Below are 20,440 nucleotides of genomic sequence, written 5' to 3' on the forward strand. Positions count from 1 at the left end.
TTCCACACCTCGGCGGCACCTCACGCGACCGACGAGGAATCCTCCTTCGCAAGCTGCGCCACCGGGCTGGCGACGACGAGCCGGATGCCGGCATTCTCGACCATGCGAGCTGCCTCTTCCGAAATCCCGTCATCGGTGATGATCGCAGAAACACGGTCGAGCGCGCAAAGAATGAGGCTCGACCGGCGATTGAACTTGCTTGAATCGACCATGACGACGAGTTCGTCGGCCTGGTGCATCAGCTTCTGCTCGCTCTGGATGATGAGGGCATCCGCCTCCATGATGCCGAGCGGGCCGACGCCCTGCGCGCCGATGAACATGCGCCGCGCATAAAAATTGCGGATCGCATCATTGTCGAAAGGCGACAGGATGAGGCTCTGTTCGCGATAGATCGCGCCGCCCGGCACCGTCACCGTATTCTTGGAATGCTTCACCAGATGTTCGGCGATGGCAAAAGAATTGGTCATCACCTGCATGCGGTGGCCAGCCATGTAATGCACCATCTGGAACGTCGTCGTGCCGCCATTGATGATGATGGCGTCGCCCGCCTCGCAGAGATCGACCGCCGCGCGCGCAATTGCGCGCTTTTTATCGATGTTGACTGATTCTGAAACCCGGAAGGGCCGGCCGGCAAGATTGCCGAGCTGCGGCGGATGCACTGCCTCCGCGCCGCCGCGGACACGGCGGATCTTGCCCTGCACATGAAGGGCCGCGATATCGCGCCGGATCGTCGCTTCAGAAGCTTCCGTCAACTCGGAAATGTCCTGGATCGTCACGACGGACTTTTCCTGAACGGCGCTTAAGATGATGCGATGGCGTTCGCGTTCGTGCATTGGGCTCCTCCTCTTGTCATATTTATTTCGTATCCGTTAAAGGCTGTCAATCACAAACGATCATAAATTTTCATATTGCGCTGCACAATAATCGAATTTGATCGTTTTCGATTGACAAGCGGACTTTTGATGGGCGATACCGTGAGCGAAAGGGCGCTGGGATTGCGGCGCCTTGCAAGCCTATTATGGGAGGATGACATGGCGGCGAACGTCCGGCTTCTGGAAAACCGGTGGGATGATGGTTACGCGGCAGGCCTCGACGAGCCCGGCAAGCTGCTCTATCGCTCCAATCTGCTCGGTGCCGACAAGCGCATCACCAATTACGGCGGCGGCAACACCTCGGCGAAGGTGATGGAAACCGATCCGCTTGATGGCGGCAAGGTCAAGGTGCTCTGGGTCAAGGGCTCGGGCGGCGATGTCGGCACCATCAAGCTCGACGGTTTCGCGACGCTCTACCAGGACAAGCTGGAATCGCTGAAGGGCATCTATAAGGGTGTCGAGGACGAAGACCGCATGGTCGGTTTCTTGCCCCACTGCACCTTCAACCTGAACGGTCGCGCTGCTTCGATCGACACGCCGCTACACGGCTTCGTGCCGTTCACCCATGTCGACCACATGCATCCCGACGCGATCATCGCCATTGCCGCCTCGAAGAACTCCAGGGAATTGACCAAGCAGATCTTCGGTGACGAGATCGGCTGGCTGCCCTGGCGCCGTCCGGGCTTCCAGCTCGGCCTCGATCTCGAAGCCTTCGTCAAGGCGAACCCGAACGCCAAGGGCGTCGTGCTCGAAAGCCATGGTCTCTTCACCTGGGCAAACGACGCCAAGGCCTGCTATGAACTGACGCTCGACATCATCAATAAGGCGATCGTCTGGTTTGCCGAAAAGACCGAAGGCAAGACGATTTTCGGCGGTGCGCTGACGCAGAGCCTGCCCGTCACCGAGCGCCGCGCCATCGCCGCCCGGCTGATGCCGGAGATTCGCGGTCGCATCGGCAAGCAGGAGCGCAAGCTCGGTCATTTCGACGATCAGGACGCCGTGCTCGAATTCGTCAATTCGAAGGATTTGCGTCCGCTCGGCGCGCTCGGCACCAGCTGCCCGGACCATTTCCTGCGCACCAAGATCCGCCCACTGATCGTCGATTTCGACCCGGCCAAGCCGGATGTCGACGCGATCGTCGCCGGCCTCGACCGGGCGCTGGAGGATTACCGCGCCGATTACGCCCGCTATTATAACGACTGCAAGCATGACAATTCGCCCGCCATGCGCGATGCCAATCCTGTCATCTTCCTCGTTCCCGGCGTCGGCATGTTGTCCTTTGCCCGCGACAAGGCGACGGCCCGCATCGCCAGCGAATTCTACGTCAACGCCATCAACGTCATGCGCGGGGCCTCGACGGTTTCGGAATATCAGGGCCTGCCTGAGCAGGAAGCCTTCGATATCGAATACTGGCTGCTCGAAGAGGCCAAGCTGCAACGCATGCCGAAGCCGAAGAGCCTTGCCGGCAAGGTCGCCTTCGTCACCGGCGGCGCCGGCGGCATCGGCCGGGCGACGGCCGCGCGCCTCGTCGGCGAGGGCGCCTGTGTGGTGCTTGCCGATATCGATCAGGCAGCACTCGAAAGCACAGAGGCCGATTTCGTCAAGAAATACGGCACTGACGCCGTGCGCAGCGTTCGGCTCGACGTCACCAGGGAAGATGCGGTGATCGCCTCCTTCGCCGAAGCCTCGGTCGAATTCGGCGGCGTCGATATCCTCGTCTCGAATGCCGGCATTGCCTCCTCCGCGCCGATTGAAGCCACCGAGCTTTCGACCTGGAACCGCAATATCGATATCCTCGCGACCGGCTATTTCCTCGTCTCGCGGGAGGCCTTCCGGCTGTTCCGCCGCCAGGCGCTCGGCGGCAACATCGTCTTCGTCGCCTCGAAGAACGGTCTTGCCGCTTCGCCGAACGCGTCTGCCTATTGCACGGCGAAGGCCGCCGAAATTCATCTCGCCCGCTGCCTGGCGCTGGAAGGCGCCGATGCCGGCATCCGCGTCAACACGGTCAACCCGGATGCGGTGCTGCGCGGTTCGAAGATCTGGAGCGGCGAATGGCGCGAGCAGCGCGCCGCGTCCTCGAAGATCGAGGTCGATGATCTCGAGGAACATTACCGCAAGCGCTCGATGCTGAAACTCAACGTGTTTCCGGAGGATATCGCCGAGGCGATCTATTTCCTGGCATCTGACCTTTCGGCAAAATCGACCGGCAACATCATCAACGTCGATGCCGGCAACGTGCAGAGCTTTACGCGGTGATTTTGAGGGGCGGATGCGTCTGCCCCTCACCCTAACCCTCTCCCCCGTCCTGACGGGGAGAGGGGACTTGCCCAACGAAATGTTGGAATGGGACGGAGACGGCGCGGCACATCCCCTTCTCCCCCGTTTGGACGCGGGGAGGTGCCGGCAGGCGGATGAGGGGCGGCCCCACGGCAGTTCCAATGTAGAAATTGCAGAACCGGGAGGAAAGAATGGCTGAGTTCAGGATCGCACAGGATCTCATCGCGAGCGAAAACGACAAGCGGGCAGCCGCACTGAAAGCCGATTACGCGGCGCTGGGCGCCACACTTGCGCGCCGCGGCGTCGATATCGAAGCCATCACGCGCAAGGTCGCGGAATTCTTCGTGGCTGTTCCCTCCTGGGGTGTCGGTACCGGCGGCACGCGCTTTGCCCGCTTCCCGGGCAGCGGCGAACCGCGCGGCATTTTCGACAAGCTCGACGATTGCGCCGTCATCAATCAGCTGACGCAGGCGACGCCGAACGTCTCGCTGCATATTCCCTGGGACAAGGCGGATGCGAAGGAATTGAAGGCCAAGGGCGATGCGCTCGGCCTCGGTTTCGACGCGATGAATTCGAACACCTTTTCCGATGCGCCCGGCCAGGCTCATTCCTACAAATACGGCTCGCTCAGCCACACCGACGCGGCAACACGCGCCCAGGCGGTCGAGCACAATCTCGAATGTATCGAGATCGGCAAGGCGATCGGCTCCAAGGCGCTGACAGTCTGGATCGGCGACGGTTCGAACTTCCCCGGCCAGAGCAATTTCACCAGGGCATTCGAACGTTATCTCGCCTCGATGGCCGATATCTACAAGGCGCTGCCCGACGATTGGAAGCTCTTCTCCGAGCACAAGATGTACGAGCCGGCCTTCTATTCGACGATCGTGCAGGATTGGGGCACCAACTACCTGATCGCCCAGGCACTCGGCCCGAAGGCCTATTGCCTGGTCGACCTCGGCCACCATGCGCCGAACACCAATATCGAGATGATCGTCGCCCGCCTGATCCAGTTCGGCAAGCTCGGCGGCTTCCACTTCAACGATTCGAAATATGGCGACGACGATCTCGATGCCGGCGTCATCGATCCCTATAGGCTTTTCCTCGTTTTCAACGAGCTGGTCGATGCCGAGCAGCGCGGCGTCAACGACTTTAATCCGGCCCATATGATCGACCAGTCGCACAATGTCACCGATCCGATCGAGAGCCTGATCAACAGCGCCAACGAAATCCGCCGCGCTTATGCGCAGGCGCTCATCGTCGATCGCAGGGCGCTCGAAGGCTATCAGAACGACAATGACGCGCTGATGGCGTCGGAAACGCTGAAGCGCGCCTATCGCGCCGATGTCGAACCGATCCTTGCCGAGGCTCGCCGCTGGGCCGGCGGCGCGATCGACCCGATTGCCGCCTACCGCGCCAGCGGCTACCGCAAAAAGGTGGCGGCCGAGCGTCCGGCTTCCGTTGCCGGCGGCGGCGGCATCATCTGAGCTGCCGGGCTGAATAGAAGTGTGGATCGCCGGCAGCGCGGGGTGAAACGCTGCCGGCAATCGGCGCTCAGGGTTTCCAGGCGCCGGCGATCTGACGGGTGGCGATGTTCAGCCGGTTCCAGACATTGATATTGGCGATGGCGATGACAAGCGCGGCAAGGCTCCGGCCGTCATAATGCCGGGTTGCCTCGTCCCAGATATCGTCGGGCACTGGGGCGGCGCGGTCGCTGGTGCGGGTCACGGCCTCGGTCAAGGCGAGGGCGGCGCGTTCAGCCTCGCTGTAATACGGGGCGTCGCGCCAGCCGGCGACGGCAAAGAGCCGCTCGTCCGTTTCGCCGTGCTTGCGGGCAATGCGCCAATGACCATCGATGCAGACGCTGCAGCCGTTGATCTGGCTGGCGCGCAGATTGACGAGTTCAAGCAGCTTCGGCGAAAGGCCTGTTTCGGTCGGCACCTTGCTGAGTGCATTGAGCGCCTGCATGGCTTCTGGAAGCACGAGGGCGGGATTTCCCATTCTCTCCTGCATGATATGTCTCCTTGATGCGTTTAGGGTGCGACGATCCGCCGGCGCTGTCACACCGGCCCGGTTTCATTCGTCATTGATGTGACGGAACGCAGCGAAGGAATGTGACGGATGAACGAGAATAATTGGCTGGCCGATCAATTCGAGGCGAACCGGGCGCATCTGAAGGGCGCGGCCTATCGCATGCTCGGCTCGCGCAGCGAGGCCGAAGACGCCGTTCAAGAGGCCTGGCTGCGGCTCACTCGCGCGGATAGGACTGACGTCGGCAATCTCGGCGGCTGGCTGACGACGGTGGTGGCGCGCATCTGCCTCGATATGCTGCGTGCCCGCAAGACCCGGCGCGAGGAGCCGCTGGAGACATCGGTCCATGCAGCGATCGCCGATCCGGCCAAGGATCCGGAACGCGACGCCGCCTTCGCCGATTCGGTGGGCGTGGCGCTGCTCGTCGTGTTGCAGACGCTGGCGCCTGCCGAACGGGTTGCCTTCGTGCTGCACGACATGTTCGATCTTCCGTTCGATGAAATTGCGCCGATTATCGGCCGGTCATCCGCCGCCGCCCGTCAGCTCGCGAGCCGTGCCCGCCGCCGGGTGCAGGGCGTGGACGAGACGCCGGATGTCGATCTCAACCGCAAGCGAACGATTGCGGAAGCCTTTCTGACGGCGTCGCGCAACGGCGATCTGCAGGCGCTGATTGCCGTGCTCGCCCCCGATGTCGTGTTTCGGCTGGATGCGACGGCGGCGCGTTTCGGCGCCTTCGGCGAAAGGCGCGGCGCATCCGAAGTGGCAGAATTGTTCAAGGGCCGGGCGCAGGCGGCGGAAATCGCCATCGTCGACGGCGAGCTTGGCTTCGTCGTGCGCATCGCGGATCGGATCCGCGTCGTGGTGGCGTTTACTATCGCCGGCGACAGGATTGCGGCAATCGACGCCATCGCCGATCCCGACCACCTCGAACGGCTTGACTACTCAATCCTGCGGGATTGAAATCGCTGAGAAAATTTTGCCGCTTCTTGACGGCGAGCGCGGTTTACAGCCAGCGCGCGGCCGCCGTTGTCGTGCGGCCGGCTGCGCTTCATTTCCCTTGACAGTAGTCTCTTCGGCTTTATTCTATTATAAGGATTTACATAACATAACTATGGAATTTGAAATATGATCATGTCGGGCGACCAGGCGAAGAAGCCGCTTCTCCTCACCAATGTCAGGCCGATGGCTTTCGGTGCGGGCGCATCCGAGGGGGTGATCGATATTCTCGTCAATGCCGAGGGCCGCATCGCCGGGATCGGTCCGTCGCTTCCGGCCTCTGAAGATGTGAGACGCATCGACGCCAAGGGTGCCTTCATTTCGCCGGGCTGGATCGATCTGCACGTGCACATCTGGCATGGCGGCACCGATATCTCCATCCGCCCCTCCGAATGCGGTCTCGAGCGCGGCGTCACCACCCTGGTCGACGCCGGTTCGGCCGGCGAGGCGAATTTCCATGGCTTCCGCGAGTATATCATCGAGCCCTCGCGTGAGCGCATCAAGGCCTTCCTGAACCTCGGCTCGATCGGCCTCGTCGCCTGCAACCGTGTCGCCGAGCTCAGGGATATCAGAGATATCGATCTCGACCGCATCCTCGAAGTCTATGCCGCAAACAGCGAGCACATCGTCGGCATCAAGGTGCGCGCCAGTCATGTCATCACCGGCTCCTGGGGCGTCACTCCCGTCAAGCTCGGCAAAAAGATCGCCAAGATCCTGAAAGTGCCGATGATGGTCCATGTCGGCGAACCGCCGGCGCTTTACGACGAAGTGCTCGAAATTCTCGGCCCCGGTGACGTCGTCACCCATTGCTTCAACGGCAAGGCCGGTTCGAGCATCATGGAGGACGAGGATCTCTTCAATCTCGCCGAGCGCTGCGCCTCCGAAGGCATCCGCCTCGACATCGGCCATGGCGGCGCCTCCTTCTCCTTCAAGGTTGCCGAAGCGGCGATCGCGCGCGGGCTTCTGCCGTTCTCGATCTCGACCGACCTGCACGGCCATTCGATGAACTTTCCGGTCTGGGACCTGGCGACGACGATGTCGAAACTGCTGAGCGTCGGCATGCCCCTCGACAAAGTCGTGGAAGCCGTCACCCATGCGCCGGCCTCGGTCATCAAACTGCCGATGGAAGACCGGCTTTCCGTTGGCGCGCCAGCCGAATTCACCATTTTCGACCTCGTCGACTCCGAGCTCGAAACGACGGATTCCAATGGCGATGTCTCGGTCCTGAACAGACTGTTCGAGCCGCGCTACGCGGTGATGGGCGCCGAGGCCGTCACCGCCAGCCGGTACGTGCCGCGGGCGCGCAGGCTCGTGCGTCACAGCCACGGTTATTCCTACAGGTAGATCGCGCTGCGAGGCGGGATTGGATCATGAATCCTCCTGAGAGGCCTCGGATGATCGATGGTTCCAGGGATTTATGACAATCAGTCCTGCCGCCTCAAACGGGCTCACGTCGCGCGTTGCGATCATAAAGCCCTTCGAAGCGGCAATGGCGGCGATATATCCATTGGGAGTTGGGAAGCCTTTGCCGTCCGCTCGCGCTCTGACGGCAAGGTCGGCATAATGCCGGGCCGCTCCGACGTCGAACGGCAATATCCGATCGCCAAACAGGTCGAGCACGCCGCCGAGCGTTTCGCTCAGAGCCGCTTTGCGCCGACCGTCCGGCAACGTACCGATGCCAAACAGCAGTTCGGCCAAGGTCACACTCGATAGATACAAGGTTTCAGCGACCTGCTCGTTCAGCCACGAACGCGCTGCCGGATTGGGAGCCGGTTTCATCGCCTCGGAAAGGACGTTCGTATCCAGGACGATCATTCAAACTTCAACGGCTCCGCCGGCGCGCTGTCGCGTACCTGATCGAACACTGCGAAATCATCATCGGTTAGCCCCTGCTGCCGACTGAGCGCCGCCAAGGCATCCCCCATGCGAATGCGTTGCTCCGGCTTCACCGCACTTTCCAGGATTTCACGAACTTCCGCCTCGGTGCTGCGGCCGTGCATGGCCGCCCGCACGCGCAATGCCCGATGCACTTCATCGGGCACATTTCGAACCGTCAGAACGGCCATATTCAAACCTTCGCAGTTGCTGTCAATGACAGCAATATAGCCATCATGCAGTCATGCCGCAAGCTGCTCGGATGGTTGAGAAGCGCTTCAGCGGTTGCGCCAACCCATCAGTTTTTCGATCCGCTCCGCCGAATTGCGCACATGCGCCGTATAATGGTTCTCATCGGAAAAGGCCTTCTGCTCCGGCAGCACGATCGAAATGGTGGCGACGCACTGGCCATCGCGATCGCAGATCGGCGAGGCGATGCAGGCGACCGCATAATCGGATTCACCGGCCTGGATCGACAGGCGCGACTCGAAGGCTTTGCCGGCCGCTTCCGATAGCGTGCGCGGATCGATCTCGGCGCGGCCGGTCGGTGACGAGCGGGCGCAGCGCTTGAAAAGCTCGATGCGTTCCTCTTCGGGCAGATGGCCGACGAGCAGGCGGCCCGATGCCGTCCAGTTGAGAGGCACCCGGGTGCCGACGCGGGACGCCACCTGGAAGTGGCTCGGGCCGTCCGCCATGGCAAGCACCAGCATGTAATCGCCGTCGCGGCCACAGACCTGCACGGTTTCGCCGGCCTGGCGACAAAGATCGTGCATTTCGTGGGTGGCAATGCTCATGAAATCCAGTGATCGCGCGTAGGCGAGACCATAATGATAAAGCCGTGCGCCGAGCCAGATCGAGCCGTCCGCCTGGCGAGTCAGCATGTTCTTCTCGACGAGGTCGTCGACGATGACATAGACGGTCGATAGCGGCGCCTTCACCGCCTTGGCGATGGCATAGACGCCGGCCGGCGATCCTGTCTCATAGAGATGATCAATCACCTGAAGAGCGCGGTCGATGCCACTGACGCGGGCGCGGCGCGCGCCCTTGCCGCCGGCTTCGCCGGCAAGGCTCTCATCTTCGGAGTAAACTGCGGGCGATGTCTTTCCGTCCAATTCCATGCACCTCATGAACACTGCAACCATATTACATTACTATGGCACAGCGGTCGCTGTGGCAAATCGCAACATTTTGTAGGTTGATCGTCGGTGCGAATGTGGCGGCGGTGGAACCAGGAGACTGCGTGATTTCCGCCTCCGCCGATACTGCCGACCTCATAACAAACGGTGACGCGCTCCGATGAGGCTGCAGGCTTTTGCCAGCCCTTTGTCCAGCGTGACGAGCGTGGCGTCGCTATCGATTGCGATGGCGAGATGCAGTGCATCACCGGCACGAAGACCGATATTGAACTGTTCGATCATTCGCGCCGCTTCGATGAAGTGCGCCCGTGATAGCGGCAGGCACTCGAAGGTCGTCGAACATAGTTCCTTGAACAGGGCCAAAGCTTTGCTGCGATCGGCCGGATCGATCTGTCCGTTTCTCGCCTTGAGCGCGATAGCGCTTGAAAATTCGGTTATCGTCCAGCTGCTGAGGGCGATCTCCTCGGATCGACGCTCCGCCAGCCATTGCTGCACGTCGTCCGTGCGGGTTTCGACCGTCCAGGCGGCGACGAGGGCTGATGTGTCGATATAAAGCATCAATAACGATCGGTATCGCGCAGATCGCGAATGAAGGTCGCGGAATCGACCGGCTCGGCCGGGGGCTTCATCGAGGCCGTCAGTGCCTTCAGCCGTTCGACATCGATCGGTTGTTTCGGCATCTTCACCGGCACGAGCTGCGCCACCGGCTTGCCATGCCGCAATATCTCGACGGTTTCGCCCGCCTCCACCCTATTGAGCAACTCGCTCAGGTGGGCTTTCGCTTCCGCCAGGTTGACACGTGCCATCACATTGTCCTCGTGACCAATTTTCTAGTCATTTTATTCGGAAAGCGATCTGGCCGCAACGCCGTTGGAACAACCGGCCGCAGCCCGAGTTTGTCCCTCAACTCAGGAGGCTATAATGACGCATTATCCAACACCCCCTTTCCCATCCCAGAAACAGCCGATGCCGGGTTTCACGGCCCAGATGGATCCGGTTCCTGATCATGGGGAAAAATCCTACCGCGGATCCGAACGGCTCAAGGGCAAGCGGGCGATCATAACCGGCGGCGATAGCGGCATCGGCCGGGCGGTGGCCATCGCTTATGCCCGGGAAGGCGCCGATCTGTTGATCTCCTACCTCGACGAGGACGAGGATGCCGACGAGACGAAGCGGCTCGTCGAACAGGCCGGGCGCAAGGCCGTGCTCGTCAGCGGCGATATTCAGGACCCGGCCCATTGCCGGCAGATCGTCGAGACGGCGGTTAAGGAGCTTGGCGGTATCGACATTCTCGTCAACAATGCCGCGCACCAGGCAAGCTTCAAGAGCATTGACGAGATCAGCGACGAGGAGTGGGAGCTGACCTTCAAGGTCAACATCCACGCGATGTTCTACCTGACCAAGGCGGCAGTCGCCCATATGAATCCCGGCAGCGCCATCATCAATACGGCTTCGATCAATTCGGACAATCCGAACCCGACGCTGCTGGCCTATGCCACGACCAAGGGCGCAATCCAGAATTTCACCGCCGGCTTGGCCCAGCTTCTGGCCGAGAAGGGCATTCGCGCCAATGCCGTGGCGCCGGGGCCGATCTGGACGCCGCTCATTCCATCGACGCTTCCGGAAGACAGCGTCAGCAATTTCGGCAAGCAGGTGCCGATGAAACGGCCAGGCCAGCCGGCCGAACTGGCCACCGCCTATGTCATGCTGGCCGATCCCTTGTCGAGCTATGTCTCCGGCACGACAATCGCGGTTACAGGCGGCAAACCGATCCTTTGATGCATGTTGCCCGGAATTGGCGGTTCCGGATCAAGGCATGCATGAAAACAAGGAGCTGAAGCGCCTAATCACGATCTGGTAGGATGCGCGCTTCAGTCACGGCTTGCCGTAGCCGCCGCCGGTCGGCGTCGTGACGATCACGGCGTCGCCGGCGGCGAGCATTGCCTGGTCGCAGCCTTCCAGCCTTTCGACCCTGCCGTCGCCGCGACGAATCTCGGTTTTTCCCAATTCCCCGTCTTCCCCGCCGAACAGGCCGAAAGGCCGGATCGTTCGGTGCGAGGAGAGAATGCTGCAATCCATCGTTTCCAGAAAGCGGATGGTGCGCTCGGTACCGCCGCCGGAACTGTATTGTCCCTTGCCGCCGGAACCGCGGCGGATGTGGAAATCCTCCAGCACGACGGGAAAGCGGAACTCCAGCACCTCGGGATCGGTCAGCCGTGAATTGGTCATATGGGTGTGCACGCCGTCGGCGCCGCTGAAGCCGGTGCCGTCGTTGAGCAGGCCGGCGGGGCCGCCGGAGCAGATCGTCTCGTAATATTGGTAGGTGGCGTTGCCGAAGGTCAGGTTGTTCATCGAGCCCTGGGCGGCCGCGAGCGTCCCGAGCGCCCCGAACAGCGCATTCGTCACATGCTGGCTGGTCTCGACATTGCCGGCGACGACGGCGGCCGGATAGGCCGGACGCAGCATCGAACCATCGGGCACGATGATCCGGATCGGCCGCAGACAGCCGGCATTCATCGGAATCGGCTGCTCGACCATGACGCGGAAGACATAGAGCACGGCGGCGCGCGTCACCGGTTCCGGCGCATTGAAATTGGTCGGTTGCTGCGCACTCGTGCCGGTGAAATCGACCGTCGCCTCGCGCGCCTTCCTGTCGACGGTGATCTTCACCTTGATGACGGCGCCTTGATCGGTGGGGTAGGTGAATTCGCTGTCGCTGAGGCGGGCGATCACGCGGCGAACGCTCTCCTCGGCATTGTCCTGGACGTGGCCCATATAGGCTTCGACGACGTCGAGCCCGAAATGAGCGACCATCTTGCGCAACTCCTGCACGCCCTTTTCGTTGGCGGCGATCTGCGCCTTCACGTCGGCGAGGTTCTGCGCCGGGTTGCGGGCGGGATAGGGATGGTCCCGCAGCATTGCGGCAAATTCGGCTTCCCGGAAACGGCCTTTGTCGACCAGCAGGAAATTGTCGATCAGCACGCCTTCTTCATCGACCTTGGTCGCCCGCGGCGTCATCGAACCCGGGGCCTTGCCACCGATATCGGCATGATGGCCGCGTGAGGCGACGTAAAACAGGATGGTCTCGCCGGCGTCGTCGAACACCGGCGTGACGACGGTGATGTCGGGCAGATGCGTGCCGCCGTTGTAGGGCGCATTGAGCGCGAAGACATCGCCCGGGCGAATGCGGCCTTCGTTGAGGCGGATGATCGTTTCGACGGAGCGGTCCATCGATCCCAGATGCACCGGCATGTGCGGCGCATTGGCGACGAGGGCGCCGGTGCGGTCGAAGACGGCGCAGGAGAAATCGAGCCGCTCCTTGATATTGACCGAGTGAGCGGTGTTTTGCAGCGTCACGCCCATCTGCTCGGCGATCGCCATGAACAGATTGTTGAAGACTTCGAGCATGACGGGATCGGCGCTGGTGCCGATCGCGGCATTGCGGGAAAGTGCGATCTCGCGGGTGAGAACGATATGGTCGTGGCCGGTCAGGCGCGCCTGCCAGCCGGCCTCGACGACGATCGTCTGATGCGCTTCGATGATGAGGGCCGGTCCCTTGACGGCCGCGCCTGGCTTCAGCACATCACGCCTGAAAATACCGGCCTCGTGCCAGGTTCCGCCGGAATAGAAGCGGGTCGTGCGCAGCGCTCGCGGTGCGAAGCTCCCCGCCTGCACGTCGATCTCCTCGACATCGGCGCCGCCGCCGATGCCTTCGACTTCGATGGAGTCGACCACGACAGGCCGGTCTTCGAAGATGAAACCGAACTGCTTCTTGTGGGCGGCGGCAAAGGCTTGCGTCATCTCCTCCTGCGGCCCGAAGGCGACCGGCAGGGCGGTATCGGTGCCCTTATATTGCAGGTGCAGCCGGGTGATGACTTCCATGTCGCCGGCTTCGACGCCCTGCAGCATCAGTTCTCCGCGCACCTCTTTCTCCAGTTCGGCCCGGATACCGCCGATCGTCGGCAGGGCGGCTCCGAGTTCGGTCAGCACCGCGCGCTGCCGTGTGGCGCGGATATCGGCGAGCCCCATGCCATAGGCCGAAAGAATGCCGGAGAAGGGATGGATCAGCACCGTCTTCATGCCGAGGCTGTCGGCGACCAGGCAGGCATGCTGGCCGCCGGCGCCGCCGAAGCAGGTTAGCGCGTAATTCGAAACGTCATAACCGCGCTGGACAGAGATCTTCTTGATGGCATTGGCCATATTCTCGACAGCGATGGCGAGGAAGCCGTCGGCGACCTCTTCCGCCGTCCGGCCGCCGCCGATATCCTGCGCCATTTCGGCAAAGGCGGCGCGTACCGCCTCGGCATCGAGCGGCTGGTCCTGCTCCGGCCCGAAGATTGTGGGGAAGAATTCCGGCAGCAGTTTGCCGGTCATGATGTTGGCGTCGGTGACCGCCAACGGCCCGCCGCGGCGATAGGATTTCGGGCCGGGCGTGGCACCTGCCGATTCCGGACCGACGCGGAAGCGTGAACCGTCATAGCTCAGGATCGAGCCGCCGCCGGCTGCGACGGTATGGATCTTCATCATCGGCGCGCGCATGCGCACACCGGCGACCTCGGTCTCGAAAGCGCGTTCCAGTTCTCCGTCATAATGCGAAACGTCCGTCGAGGTGCCGCCCATGTCGAAGCCGATCATCCTGTCGAAACCGGCGATGCGCGAGACCTCGACCGCGCCGACCACCCCGCCCGCGGGGCCGGAGAGGATCGCATCCTTTCCCTGGAAGAGATGCGCGTCGGTCAGTCCGCCCGAGGACTGCATGAACATCAGCTTCGGGCCCTTTCCTTCGACGGCGCCGAGCTCGACGGCGACCTGATCGACATAGCGCCGGAGAACCGGAGACAGATAGGCGTCGACGACAGCGGTGTCGCCGCGGCCGACGAGCTTGATCAGCGGTGAGACGACGTGCGAGGGCGAGATCTGCGTGAAGCCGATGGCGCGCGCGATGGCGGCGGCCTGCTGTTCGTGCTCGGGATAGCGGTAGGCATGCATGAAAACGATGGCGACGGCGCGCAGTCCCTGCGCATAGGCGGCTTGCAGCGCATGCCGCAGATCATTTTCGCCGAGGGGGCGTTCCACCGTGCCGTCCGCCAGTACGCGCTCGTCGGCTTCGATCACATCGGCGTAAAGCAGTTCCGGTTTGATAATTTTCTTGGCGAAGATATCGGCGCGCGCCTGGTAGCCGATCTCCAGTGCATCGCGGAAGCCTTTTGTCGTCACCAGCAGGGTCGGGTCGCCCTTGCGTTCCAGAAGCGCGTTGGTGGCGACCGTCGTTCCCATCTTTACGGCGCCGATGAGCTCGGAAGGGATGGGCTGGCCGGGCTTGAGGCCGAGCAATTCGCGGATGCCATGCACCGCCGGGTCACGATAGGCTTCCGGATTTTCCGAAAGCAGCTTGTGGGCGACGAGCGAACCGTCGGGACGGCGGGCGACGATATCGGTGAAAGTGCCGCCGCGATCGATCCAGAAATCCCACTGCCCGCTCATCGTCCGACCTCCTGCTGAACTGAAAATTTATTGACGATTTATCGAGAAAATGTCAACGTTCAGCTGTTGATCATGGAGGGATGGAATGGCAGGTGAGCGCGGGCAGCCGGAAATCGGGCCGATTGTCTCCTCCTCGCATCTCGCCGATGGCGCGCTTCCCGTTCTTTCGGAACTGGAATTCGGTCTCATCCTCGCCGGCAATGCCTTCGACCGCTGGATGGTGCGCTGCATGACGGCGGCGGGCGAGCCCGGCTGTGCGGCGATCGACGTGCTGGTGCTGCATTCGGTGGCGCACCGGCAGCGGCCGAAGCGGCTCGGCGACCTCTGCAGCGTGCTCGGCGTCGAGGACACGCATCTGGTGATTTATGCGATCAAGAAGCTGGAAAAGCGCGGTCTCGTGAAAAGCGCGCGGGCAGGCAAGGAAAAACTGATCGCTGCCACCAACAAGGGTTTTGAAATCTGTTTGAAATACAGGACGGTGCGGGAGGCGCTGCTGGTGGAATCGATGAAGGGACTCGGGCTCGACGCCGCGGCGACATCGGCGGTGGCGGCGACACTCAGGGCGCTTTCCGGCCATTACGATCAAGCAGCAAGGGCCGCCGCCTCTTTGTGACGACAGCCCTTGTCGGGGGCAGGGAGAGATCCCCCGGTGTTCAGGCGGCTTTTTCAGCCGAAGCAGGGCATGGCCGGCAGATTGGCGCGGCTCGCAAGCGCTCCGATCATCTTGCCCACCGGCGTCGGGCGCGGTTGACGTTTGTCGGCGGCCGTCTCAAGGAGTTGCTTGAAGTCCTCAAGCTTCACGCCGTCGGCGCGCAATACCATGGCGATCAGGGGGTCGCGAAGCGCTTCGGATATCGTCAGGTCGTCTCTGGTCTTTCTCATGGCTGTCCTCCTTTCGTGGGCGGTCGCCCGTGTTCCACATCCGCCGCCAACCCTCTGCGTTGACTTTCGCGGCCTGTGGTGTTACCGGTAAGTAACAGTGCTGTTGTTACCGATCGGTCACATTGATGTCAAGGACTTCGTCCGCAAAAAAATCAGAAACTTCGAATGAAATCTCCGCAACCGTTCCAGAAGATCGCATCCCGCCGCGGGAGCGCATCGTCTCGACGGCCGTGGAGCTTTTCCGCGAGCGCGGCATCCGCGGCATCGGCGTCGATGCCATCGCCGATGCTGCCCTGACCAACAAGATGACGCTCTACCGGCATTTCGGCTCGAAGGACGAACTCGTCTGCGAGACGTTGCGGCGCGCCTCCGAAAAGGCCGATGCCATCTGGCGCGATCTGGAGGCCGCTCATCCCGGCGATCCCCGCGCCCAGCTCGACGCCTGGGTGGAGATGCGGGCGCAGTGTCTGAACGGCGAGCCGGCTGGCTGCGATCTCGCCAACGCCGCCATCGAGCTCAAGGGGGAGGGCCATCCCGCCCATGAAATGATCGAACGGCACAAGGCCGAGCAGCGCGATCGCCTGGCCGCGCTCTGTTCGGCAGCCGGTGCGCGCGAACCTCAGCTTCTTGCCGATACGCTGACGCTGCTGCTCGAAGGCGCGCGCGTCAGTCGCCAGGCGATGGGCGCCGCCGGCTGTTGCGGCCATTTCGCCAAGGCCTGCAGAGCAGCGATCGCTTCTTTCACCTGATAGACCGGAACCTTACCGCCTCCACACCGTTTTTCCATGACCGGACGATGTGGAGACCGGGAGATGAACCACGTCTATCTCAAGAGGCTCTATGCCAGACGCGCCGAGCTCGAAGCCAAGCTCGAGCTCCACGAGGCACGCTATTGTTTTGGCGAGGAGGAGGTCGATGACGGCACCGACAGCGACCTGCGTCAGCAATTGAGCGAGGTTTCCGAGGAGATCGCCGCGCTCGAGAACAGGTCGGCCAGAGCCTTTTCGGCTTAGGTTGCAGCTTCTGTCAGTGCGTCTGCACGATTCAGCTCACTGCAGTTGCTGTCGGATCATGGGCAAAGCCAGGGTGAGGAGCGTCGCGAAAACCATGATGACGCCATAAGGTATCTTCCGGCTCGCCCGAATTTCCTCGATGCGCATGAAAAAGGCGAGATGCGCGACGGGCAGCGGCACCGGCAGCCGCAGGACCAGCAGCGTCACGATGCCGAGGACAAGCAGCAACACCGCAAACGGCAGCATTCCGTGCCATCCGACAAAAAGGCCGATCGGCAGGAAAAGCTTGGCGTCTCCTGCGCCAAACAGACGGAACGCCCACAACGCCACCCCAAGCATAAACATCAGCAGACCGGCTCCGACGTCGCCTCCAATTCCGCTTGAAGCAAACAGCGCAGCGCCGACGTCCTCGGAGCCAAGCATCACGGCCACCGCGCGCAATCCATAAAGTGTCACGAGCGCAAGCACGACCGTGTTCGGGATCTTCCATGTGCGGAAATCGGTCCAGGCGGCATAGAGAAAAAGTAATACCGAAAGTGAATTAACAACAACTATCGTTGCAAGCATAGGGCTCAACCTTTTGGGCTATGACAATCTACCACGTAGGTCCGTTTTTTACTCGGCATCGGCATATTTTCCCCGGTTTTTTTGACAAGTCCTCGGGTTTTGGTCTTAACCATAAGTATAGTTCTCAATTCGAGCGGGTATAAAACAATTGACTAAATTAGAATTAACAGACTATTAATATTTCCAGTCGAAGGGGCGGTCTCAACGACAAAGCGTGCCGGGGGAATTACGGCGCACAACTTACCTGGGAGGTAATTCTCGATGAAAGCATTTGTAAATAGCGTACGCGCTTTCGCGCGGGAAGAAGATGGCGTCGCACTCACGGAATACCTCATTCTGCTTGCCTTGCTGGTTGGCGGCGTGATCACGGCGGTGACATTGGCCGGCACCAATCTTGCTACCGTTTGGAACGGTTGGGCAACCTGGTTTACGGCCAACCTGACCGCCCCGGCCTGATATTGGCGTGCGAAGAAGAGAGGGGTTTTGTTAACCCCTCTCTTCTAAATTAGCAGCAACGAATGGATGCGCTCCGTCCAGTGTAGCGAGTAACCGCGATGCGTTCTTCAACGATTTTAAGTCTCGTTATTGCCTTTGTACTCGCCGCTGCCGCCGTTTTCGGTATGCGCGCGTATCTCTCCGATCAGAAGGCCCGGCTGCTGGCGATGAACGGCGTGAAGACCGAGGCAAGGACACTTGTTGTCGCCGCCACGCCAATGCGCTTCGGCGACCGGATCCGATCCGAAAACCTCAGGGCCATTCCGTGGCCTTCCAATGAAACACCCGCAGGCTCGTTCGTCAGCATCGAGACGGTCGTCGGCAACGATGCCCAGCCGCGTTATGCCATGGGGGCGATCGACCCCGGCGAGCCGGTGCTGTCCTCGAAAATTACCGGTACCGGCGAACGCGCCACGCTGTCGGCGGCGCTCGACCAGGGCATGAAGGCGGTCTCCATCCGCGTCAACGACGTGCTCGGCGTTGCCGGCTTCGTAAGGCCCTCCGATCGCGTCGACGTGCTTCTGACGCGGGTCGTTCGCGGGCCGGCAGGCAACGATCAGACCTTCGTTGACGTGCTGCTGCAAGGCGTCAAGGTGCTGGCTGTGGATCAGACGGCAGACGAGCGCAAGGACGAGCCGTCCGTCGTCAAAACCGTGACCTTCGAGGTCACGACCGATGAGGCGCAGCGCCTTACCCTCGGCTCCAGCATCGGCACGCTCTCGCTGGCGCTTCGCAATGTCGCCTCTTCGTCTGTCGAACAGACGCGGCCGATCACCGTCGCCGACCTCGGTGGCGGGGCGATGGCGACAGAACTTGGCAAGGATCTGGAAAAGATGTTGCCAGAACCTGAAAAACAAGTGCAGATTGTGGAGCCCAAGGTCGAACCGGTATTGCCGGTCGAGCCGAAGTGGGTGACAGTGGGTGTCTGGAACACGACGAAGCGCGAGGAGCACCGAGTCGGCCTGGTCCAGTGATGTTTATGCGGCATGCCGCAAGTGCGGCGAGCCGAATGAGGGGGCTAAAGCAGGCATGGCGAACGGCAAGAGAAGAATCGCAAGGACGAAAAGCCTTGCGGCATTAGCGGCAGTGTTTTCGGCCTGTGTGTGTTTAGGGCCCGGATTTGCCGGCTCCGCCAGCGCACAGGAAAAGTCTATCACGCTCGGCGAATCGGTTCAGCATGTGACCTTGCCTCCGAACGAGACGCTGACGCTCAACACCGGCCAGCCCTTCGGGGATCTCGTCATCGGCAGCGCCGATATGATCGACGTGGTGCCGCTTTCCGACAAGTCACTGTTCATCCGCGGCAAGAAGACCGGCGCCACCAATATCTCGGTCTATGGCGACGACAAGTCGCTTCTCGGCGTCATCGACATCCGCGTCGCCAGCGATTTCAGCGAAGTCGCCTCCGCCATTCGCTCTGCCGCGCCCGCGGCTCGGGTCAGGGTCATCAACTCCAACGATCGCATTCGCCTGACAGGCTTCGTCCGTGACGGCATCGAACTGCAGCGGGTGATGGAAATCGCCCAATCCTATTCCGACCAGCCGGTGCTGAACCAGTTGCGCGTCAGCGACAGCCAGCAGGTGATGCTGGAGGTCCGTGTTATCGAAGCCTCGCGCCAGACGGGTCGTGACCTCGGGATCGGTTGGTCCGGATACGGCAACAATAACCGCATCGGCAAGGCCACGGCCAGCCAGGGAATCACCGTGGACGACAGCGGCAATCTGGCCCGTACCCTGCTTGACCCCAAGGGGGCGGCAACGGGTGCGCTGCCCTTCGGCCAGTTGATCGCCAAGGTGCTGGAAATCTCGGGCGGCCACATCGATGTGGTCATCAACGCCCTCGAGCAGAAGGGATTGGTGCGTCGCCTTGCTCAGCCGAACCTCATCGCCATGAGCGGCTCGACCGCCAGCTTCCATGCCGGCGGTGAAGTGCCGATCCTGAAGACGACGAACAACGGCACGACTGTCGCCACCGAGACGGACTATCGCCCCTTCGGTGTGCGGCTGACCTTCAAGCCGGTGGTTCTTGATGATGGCCTCATCAACCTGGAGATCGAGCCTGAGGTTTCCGAGATTGATCCGTCGATCAACGTCAACGGCAATCCGGGGTTCATCTCGCGGGCTGCCAGCACCACGGTCGCGCTGCGCGACGGCCAGAGCTTTGCCTTGGCCGGCCTGCTGCAGTCGATCAATGCCAAAGACATCCAGCAATTGCCGGGACTCGGGCAGATACCGGTCCTCGGCGCACTGTTCCGTTCGACGAGTTTCCAGAAGAAGGAATCCGACCTCGTTATCGTTGTCACGCCACACATTGTGCGCCCGGCCCGCCCGGGTGAGGACCTCTACAGTCCGCTCGATCAGACGCGCTCGTCCAACGACGTCGAGCTTTTCGCGCTCGGTGTCCTGGAAGTCGACAAGGACATGCTCCGACGCTTTCGCAATGGCGTAGGCGTGACCGGGCCTTACGGTCATCGTCTCGACCTGAACCAGGGAGTCCAAGCCGTTGCTACAAAACGCTAAGCGCGTCCTTCTCGTCCTTGCAGCCGCCGGCCTCGCTTCCGGCTGCGCCGATTACTTGAACCATCGCGACTCGATCACCTTCGGGGTCGGGAACGCCGTGGAAGCAAACAAGGCCATCCACATCCAAGACCCGTTCCCGCCAGAAGCCCAGCGAACCCAGATCGCAAGCGACGGCAAGGTCATCCGCAGGGTGGTCACTCAATATCAGAACGGCGGGCTGGGCGTTGTTCAGCCGTCGCCGGCCATGGGGGCGAATGGGGCCTCCAACGGGGCGACCGCCAGCCAGTAGCTGGCG

General features: G+C 61.7%; 22 protein-coding genes. 12 read left to right on the forward strand and 10 right to left on the reverse strand.

Translation table 11 applies throughout. The features are described 5' to 3' along the window. Nucleotides 1–20: 20 nt before the first annotated feature. Complete coding sequence (locus Tal182_RS28200) at nucleotides 21–833, reverse strand: DeoR/GlpR family DNA-binding transcription regulator (RefSeq protein WP_085861619.1); 813 nt, start codon at nucleotides 831–833, stop codon at nucleotides 21–23. A 198-nt stretch (nucleotides 834–1,031) separates the two neighbouring features. Here Tal182_RS28200 and Tal182_RS28205 point away from each other — a divergent pair, with 198 nt between their 5' ends. Continuing rightward, entirely contained in the window at nucleotides 1,032–3,128 is a 2,097-nt protein-coding gene (locus Tal182_RS28205; protein ID WP_085861620.1) for a bifunctional rhamnulose-1-phosphate aldolase/short-chain dehydrogenase, read from the forward strand. 212 nt (nucleotides 3,129–3,340) lie between these two features. Then, nucleotides 3,341–4,633 (forward strand): L-rhamnose catabolism isomerase, encoded by a 1,293-nt coding sequence (gene rhaI / locus Tal182_RS28215; RefSeq protein ID WP_085861622.1) that lies wholly within the window; start codon nucleotides 3,341–3,343, stop codon nucleotides 4,631–4,633. Between the two features lie 67 nt (nucleotides 4,634–4,700). Here the strand turns inward: rhaI and Tal182_RS28220 are convergent, their stop codons facing one another. Next, on the reverse strand, nucleotides 4,701–5,159 hold the full coding sequence (locus tag Tal182_RS28220; RefSeq protein ID WP_085861623.1) for a carboxymuconolactone decarboxylase family protein: 459 nt from the start codon (nucleotides 5,157–5,159) through the stop codon (nucleotides 4,701–4,703). Nucleotides 5,160–5,267: 108 nt separating this feature from the next. Here Tal182_RS28220 and Tal182_RS28225 point away from each other — a divergent pair, with 108 nt between their 5' ends. Together Tal182_RS28225 and Tal182_RS28230 are read left to right on the forward strand one after the other, a co-directional pair. Continuing rightward, a complete protein-coding gene (locus Tal182_RS28225; RefSeq protein ID WP_085861624.1) occupies nucleotides 5,268–6,137 on the forward strand; it encodes a sigma-70 family RNA polymerase sigma factor in 870 nt (289 codons plus the stop codon). Between the two features lie 171 nt (nucleotides 6,138–6,308). After that, on the forward strand, nucleotides 6,309–7,517 hold the full coding sequence (locus tag Tal182_RS28230) for an amidohydrolase/deacetylase family metallohydrolase (protein ID WP_085861758.1): 1,209 nt from the start codon (nucleotides 6,309–6,311) through the stop codon (nucleotides 7,515–7,517). A gap of 24 nt (nucleotides 7,518–7,541) precedes the next feature. Here the strand turns inward: Tal182_RS28230 and Tal182_RS28235 are convergent, their stop codons facing one another. The 5 genes from Tal182_RS28235 to Tal182_RS28255 all read right to left on the reverse strand — a co-directional run bounded on the left by Tal182_RS28235 (nucleotide 7,542) and on the right by Tal182_RS28255 (nucleotide 9,990). Then, on the reverse strand, nucleotides 7,542–7,988 hold the full coding sequence (locus tag Tal182_RS28235) for a type II toxin-antitoxin system VapC family toxin (protein WP_085861625.1): 447 nt from the start codon (nucleotides 7,986–7,988) through the stop codon (nucleotides 7,542–7,544). Continuing rightward, entirely contained in the window at nucleotides 7,985–8,239 is a 255-nt protein-coding gene (locus Tal182_RS28240) for a hypothetical protein (RefSeq protein ID WP_064808528.1), read from the reverse strand. The genes Tal182_RS28235 and Tal182_RS28240 overlap by 4 nt, the downstream gene beginning before the upstream one ends. 87 nt (nucleotides 8,240–8,326) lie before the next feature. Then, nucleotides 8,327–9,166, reverse strand: coding sequence for an IclR family transcriptional regulator (locus tag Tal182_RS28245; RefSeq protein ID WP_064808530.1), 840 nt, complete (start codon nucleotides 9,164–9,166; stop codon nucleotides 8,327–8,329). 153 nt (nucleotides 9,167–9,319) lie between these two features. Beyond that, nucleotides 9,320–9,742, reverse strand: coding sequence for a type II toxin-antitoxin system VapC family toxin (locus Tal182_RS28250; protein WP_085861626.1), 423 nt, complete (start codon nucleotides 9,740–9,742; stop codon nucleotides 9,320–9,322). Continuing rightward, on the reverse strand, nucleotides 9,742–9,990 hold the full coding sequence (locus Tal182_RS28255; RefSeq protein ID WP_085861627.1) for a type II toxin-antitoxin system prevent-host-death family antitoxin: 249 nt from the start codon (nucleotides 9,988–9,990) through the stop codon (nucleotides 9,742–9,744). Before Tal182_RS28255 ends, Tal182_RS28250 begins: the two co-directional genes overlap by 1 nt. Before the next feature lie 115 nt (nucleotides 9,991–10,105). Here Tal182_RS28255 and Tal182_RS28260 point away from each other — a divergent pair, with 115 nt between their 5' ends. Next, the gene (locus Tal182_RS28260) at nucleotides 10,106–10,963 is read left to right on the forward strand and encodes an SDR family oxidoreductase (RefSeq protein WP_085861628.1); all 858 of its coding nucleotides are present in this window, start codon (nucleotides 10,106–10,108) and stop codon (nucleotides 10,961–10,963) included. Between the two features lie 96 nt (nucleotides 10,964–11,059). Here the strand turns inward: Tal182_RS28260 and Tal182_RS28265 are convergent, their stop codons facing one another. Continuing rightward, nucleotides 11,060–14,668, reverse strand: a complete 3,609-nt coding sequence (locus Tal182_RS28265) for a hydantoinase B/oxoprolinase family protein (RefSeq protein WP_085861629.1) — start codon at nucleotides 14,666–14,668, stop codon at nucleotides 11,060–11,062. Nucleotides 14,669–14,753: 85 nt separating this feature from the next. Here Tal182_RS28265 and Tal182_RS28270 point away from each other — a divergent pair, with 85 nt between their 5' ends. Continuing rightward, nucleotides 14,754–15,281 carry a winged helix DNA-binding protein gene (locus tag Tal182_RS28270; RefSeq protein WP_085861630.1) on the forward strand — a complete coding sequence of 176 codons (528 nt, stop codon included), beginning with the start codon at nucleotides 14,754–14,756 and terminating at the stop codon, nucleotides 15,279–15,281. Nucleotides 15,282–15,334: 53 nt separating this feature from the next. On the opposite strand, the gene Tal182_RS28275 is transcribed toward Tal182_RS28270, so the two are convergent. Then, a complete protein-coding gene (locus Tal182_RS28275) occupies nucleotides 15,335–15,550 on the reverse strand; it encodes a hypothetical protein (RefSeq protein ID WP_064812208.1) in 216 nt (71 codons plus the stop codon). A 125-nt stretch (nucleotides 15,551–15,675) separates the two neighbouring features. Here Tal182_RS28275 and Tal182_RS28280 point away from each other — a divergent pair, with 125 nt between their 5' ends. Then, nucleotides 15,676–16,299 carry a TetR/AcrR family transcriptional regulator gene (locus Tal182_RS28280; RefSeq protein ID WP_085861631.1) on the forward strand — a complete coding sequence of 208 codons (624 nt, stop codon included), beginning with the start codon at nucleotides 15,676–15,678 and terminating at the stop codon, nucleotides 16,297–16,299. A gap of 63 nt (nucleotides 16,300–16,362) precedes the next feature. Further along, the gene (locus Tal182_RS28285) at nucleotides 16,363–16,563 is read left to right on the forward strand and encodes a hypothetical protein (RefSeq protein ID WP_085861632.1); all 201 of its coding nucleotides are present in this window, start codon (nucleotides 16,363–16,365) and stop codon (nucleotides 16,561–16,563) included. Nucleotides 16,564–16,599: 36 nt separating this feature from the next. On the opposite strand, the gene Tal182_RS28290 is transcribed toward Tal182_RS28285, so the two are convergent. Next, the gene (locus Tal182_RS28290) at nucleotides 16,600–17,130 is read right to left on the reverse strand and encodes a prepilin peptidase (RefSeq protein ID WP_085861633.1); all 531 of its coding nucleotides are present in this window, start codon (nucleotides 17,128–17,130) and stop codon (nucleotides 16,600–16,602) included. A 261-nt stretch (nucleotides 17,131–17,391) separates the two neighbouring features. Between Tal182_RS28290 and Tal182_RS28295 the strand changes: the two genes are divergently transcribed. From Tal182_RS28295 to Tal182_RS28310, 4 genes are all read left to right on the forward strand, one after another. After that, entirely contained in the window at nucleotides 17,392–17,586 is a 195-nt protein-coding gene (locus Tal182_RS28295; RefSeq protein ID WP_085861634.1) for a hypothetical protein, read from the forward strand. A gap of 98 nt (nucleotides 17,587–17,684) precedes the next feature. Beyond that, nucleotides 17,685–18,599, forward strand: coding sequence for a Flp pilus assembly protein CpaB (gene cpaB, locus Tal182_RS28300; RefSeq protein ID WP_085861635.1), 915 nt, complete (start codon nucleotides 17,685–17,687; stop codon nucleotides 18,597–18,599). A gap of 55 nt (nucleotides 18,600–18,654) precedes the next feature. Further along, nucleotides 18,655–20,145, forward strand: coding sequence for a type II and III secretion system protein family protein (locus Tal182_RS28305; protein ID WP_085861636.1), 1,491 nt, complete (start codon nucleotides 18,655–18,657; stop codon nucleotides 20,143–20,145). Further along, nucleotides 20,129–20,434, forward strand: coding sequence for a hypothetical protein (locus Tal182_RS28310; RefSeq protein ID WP_020923157.1), 306 nt, complete (start codon nucleotides 20,129–20,131; stop codon nucleotides 20,432–20,434). The genes Tal182_RS28305 and Tal182_RS28310 overlap by 17 nt, the downstream gene beginning before the upstream one ends. Nucleotides 20,435–20,440 lie beyond the last annotated feature (6 nt).

This window comes from Rhizobium sp. TAL182, assembly GCF_002117725.1.
GTDB lineage: Bacteria > Pseudomonadota > Alphaproteobacteria > Rhizobiales > Rhizobiaceae > Rhizobium > Rhizobium esperanzae.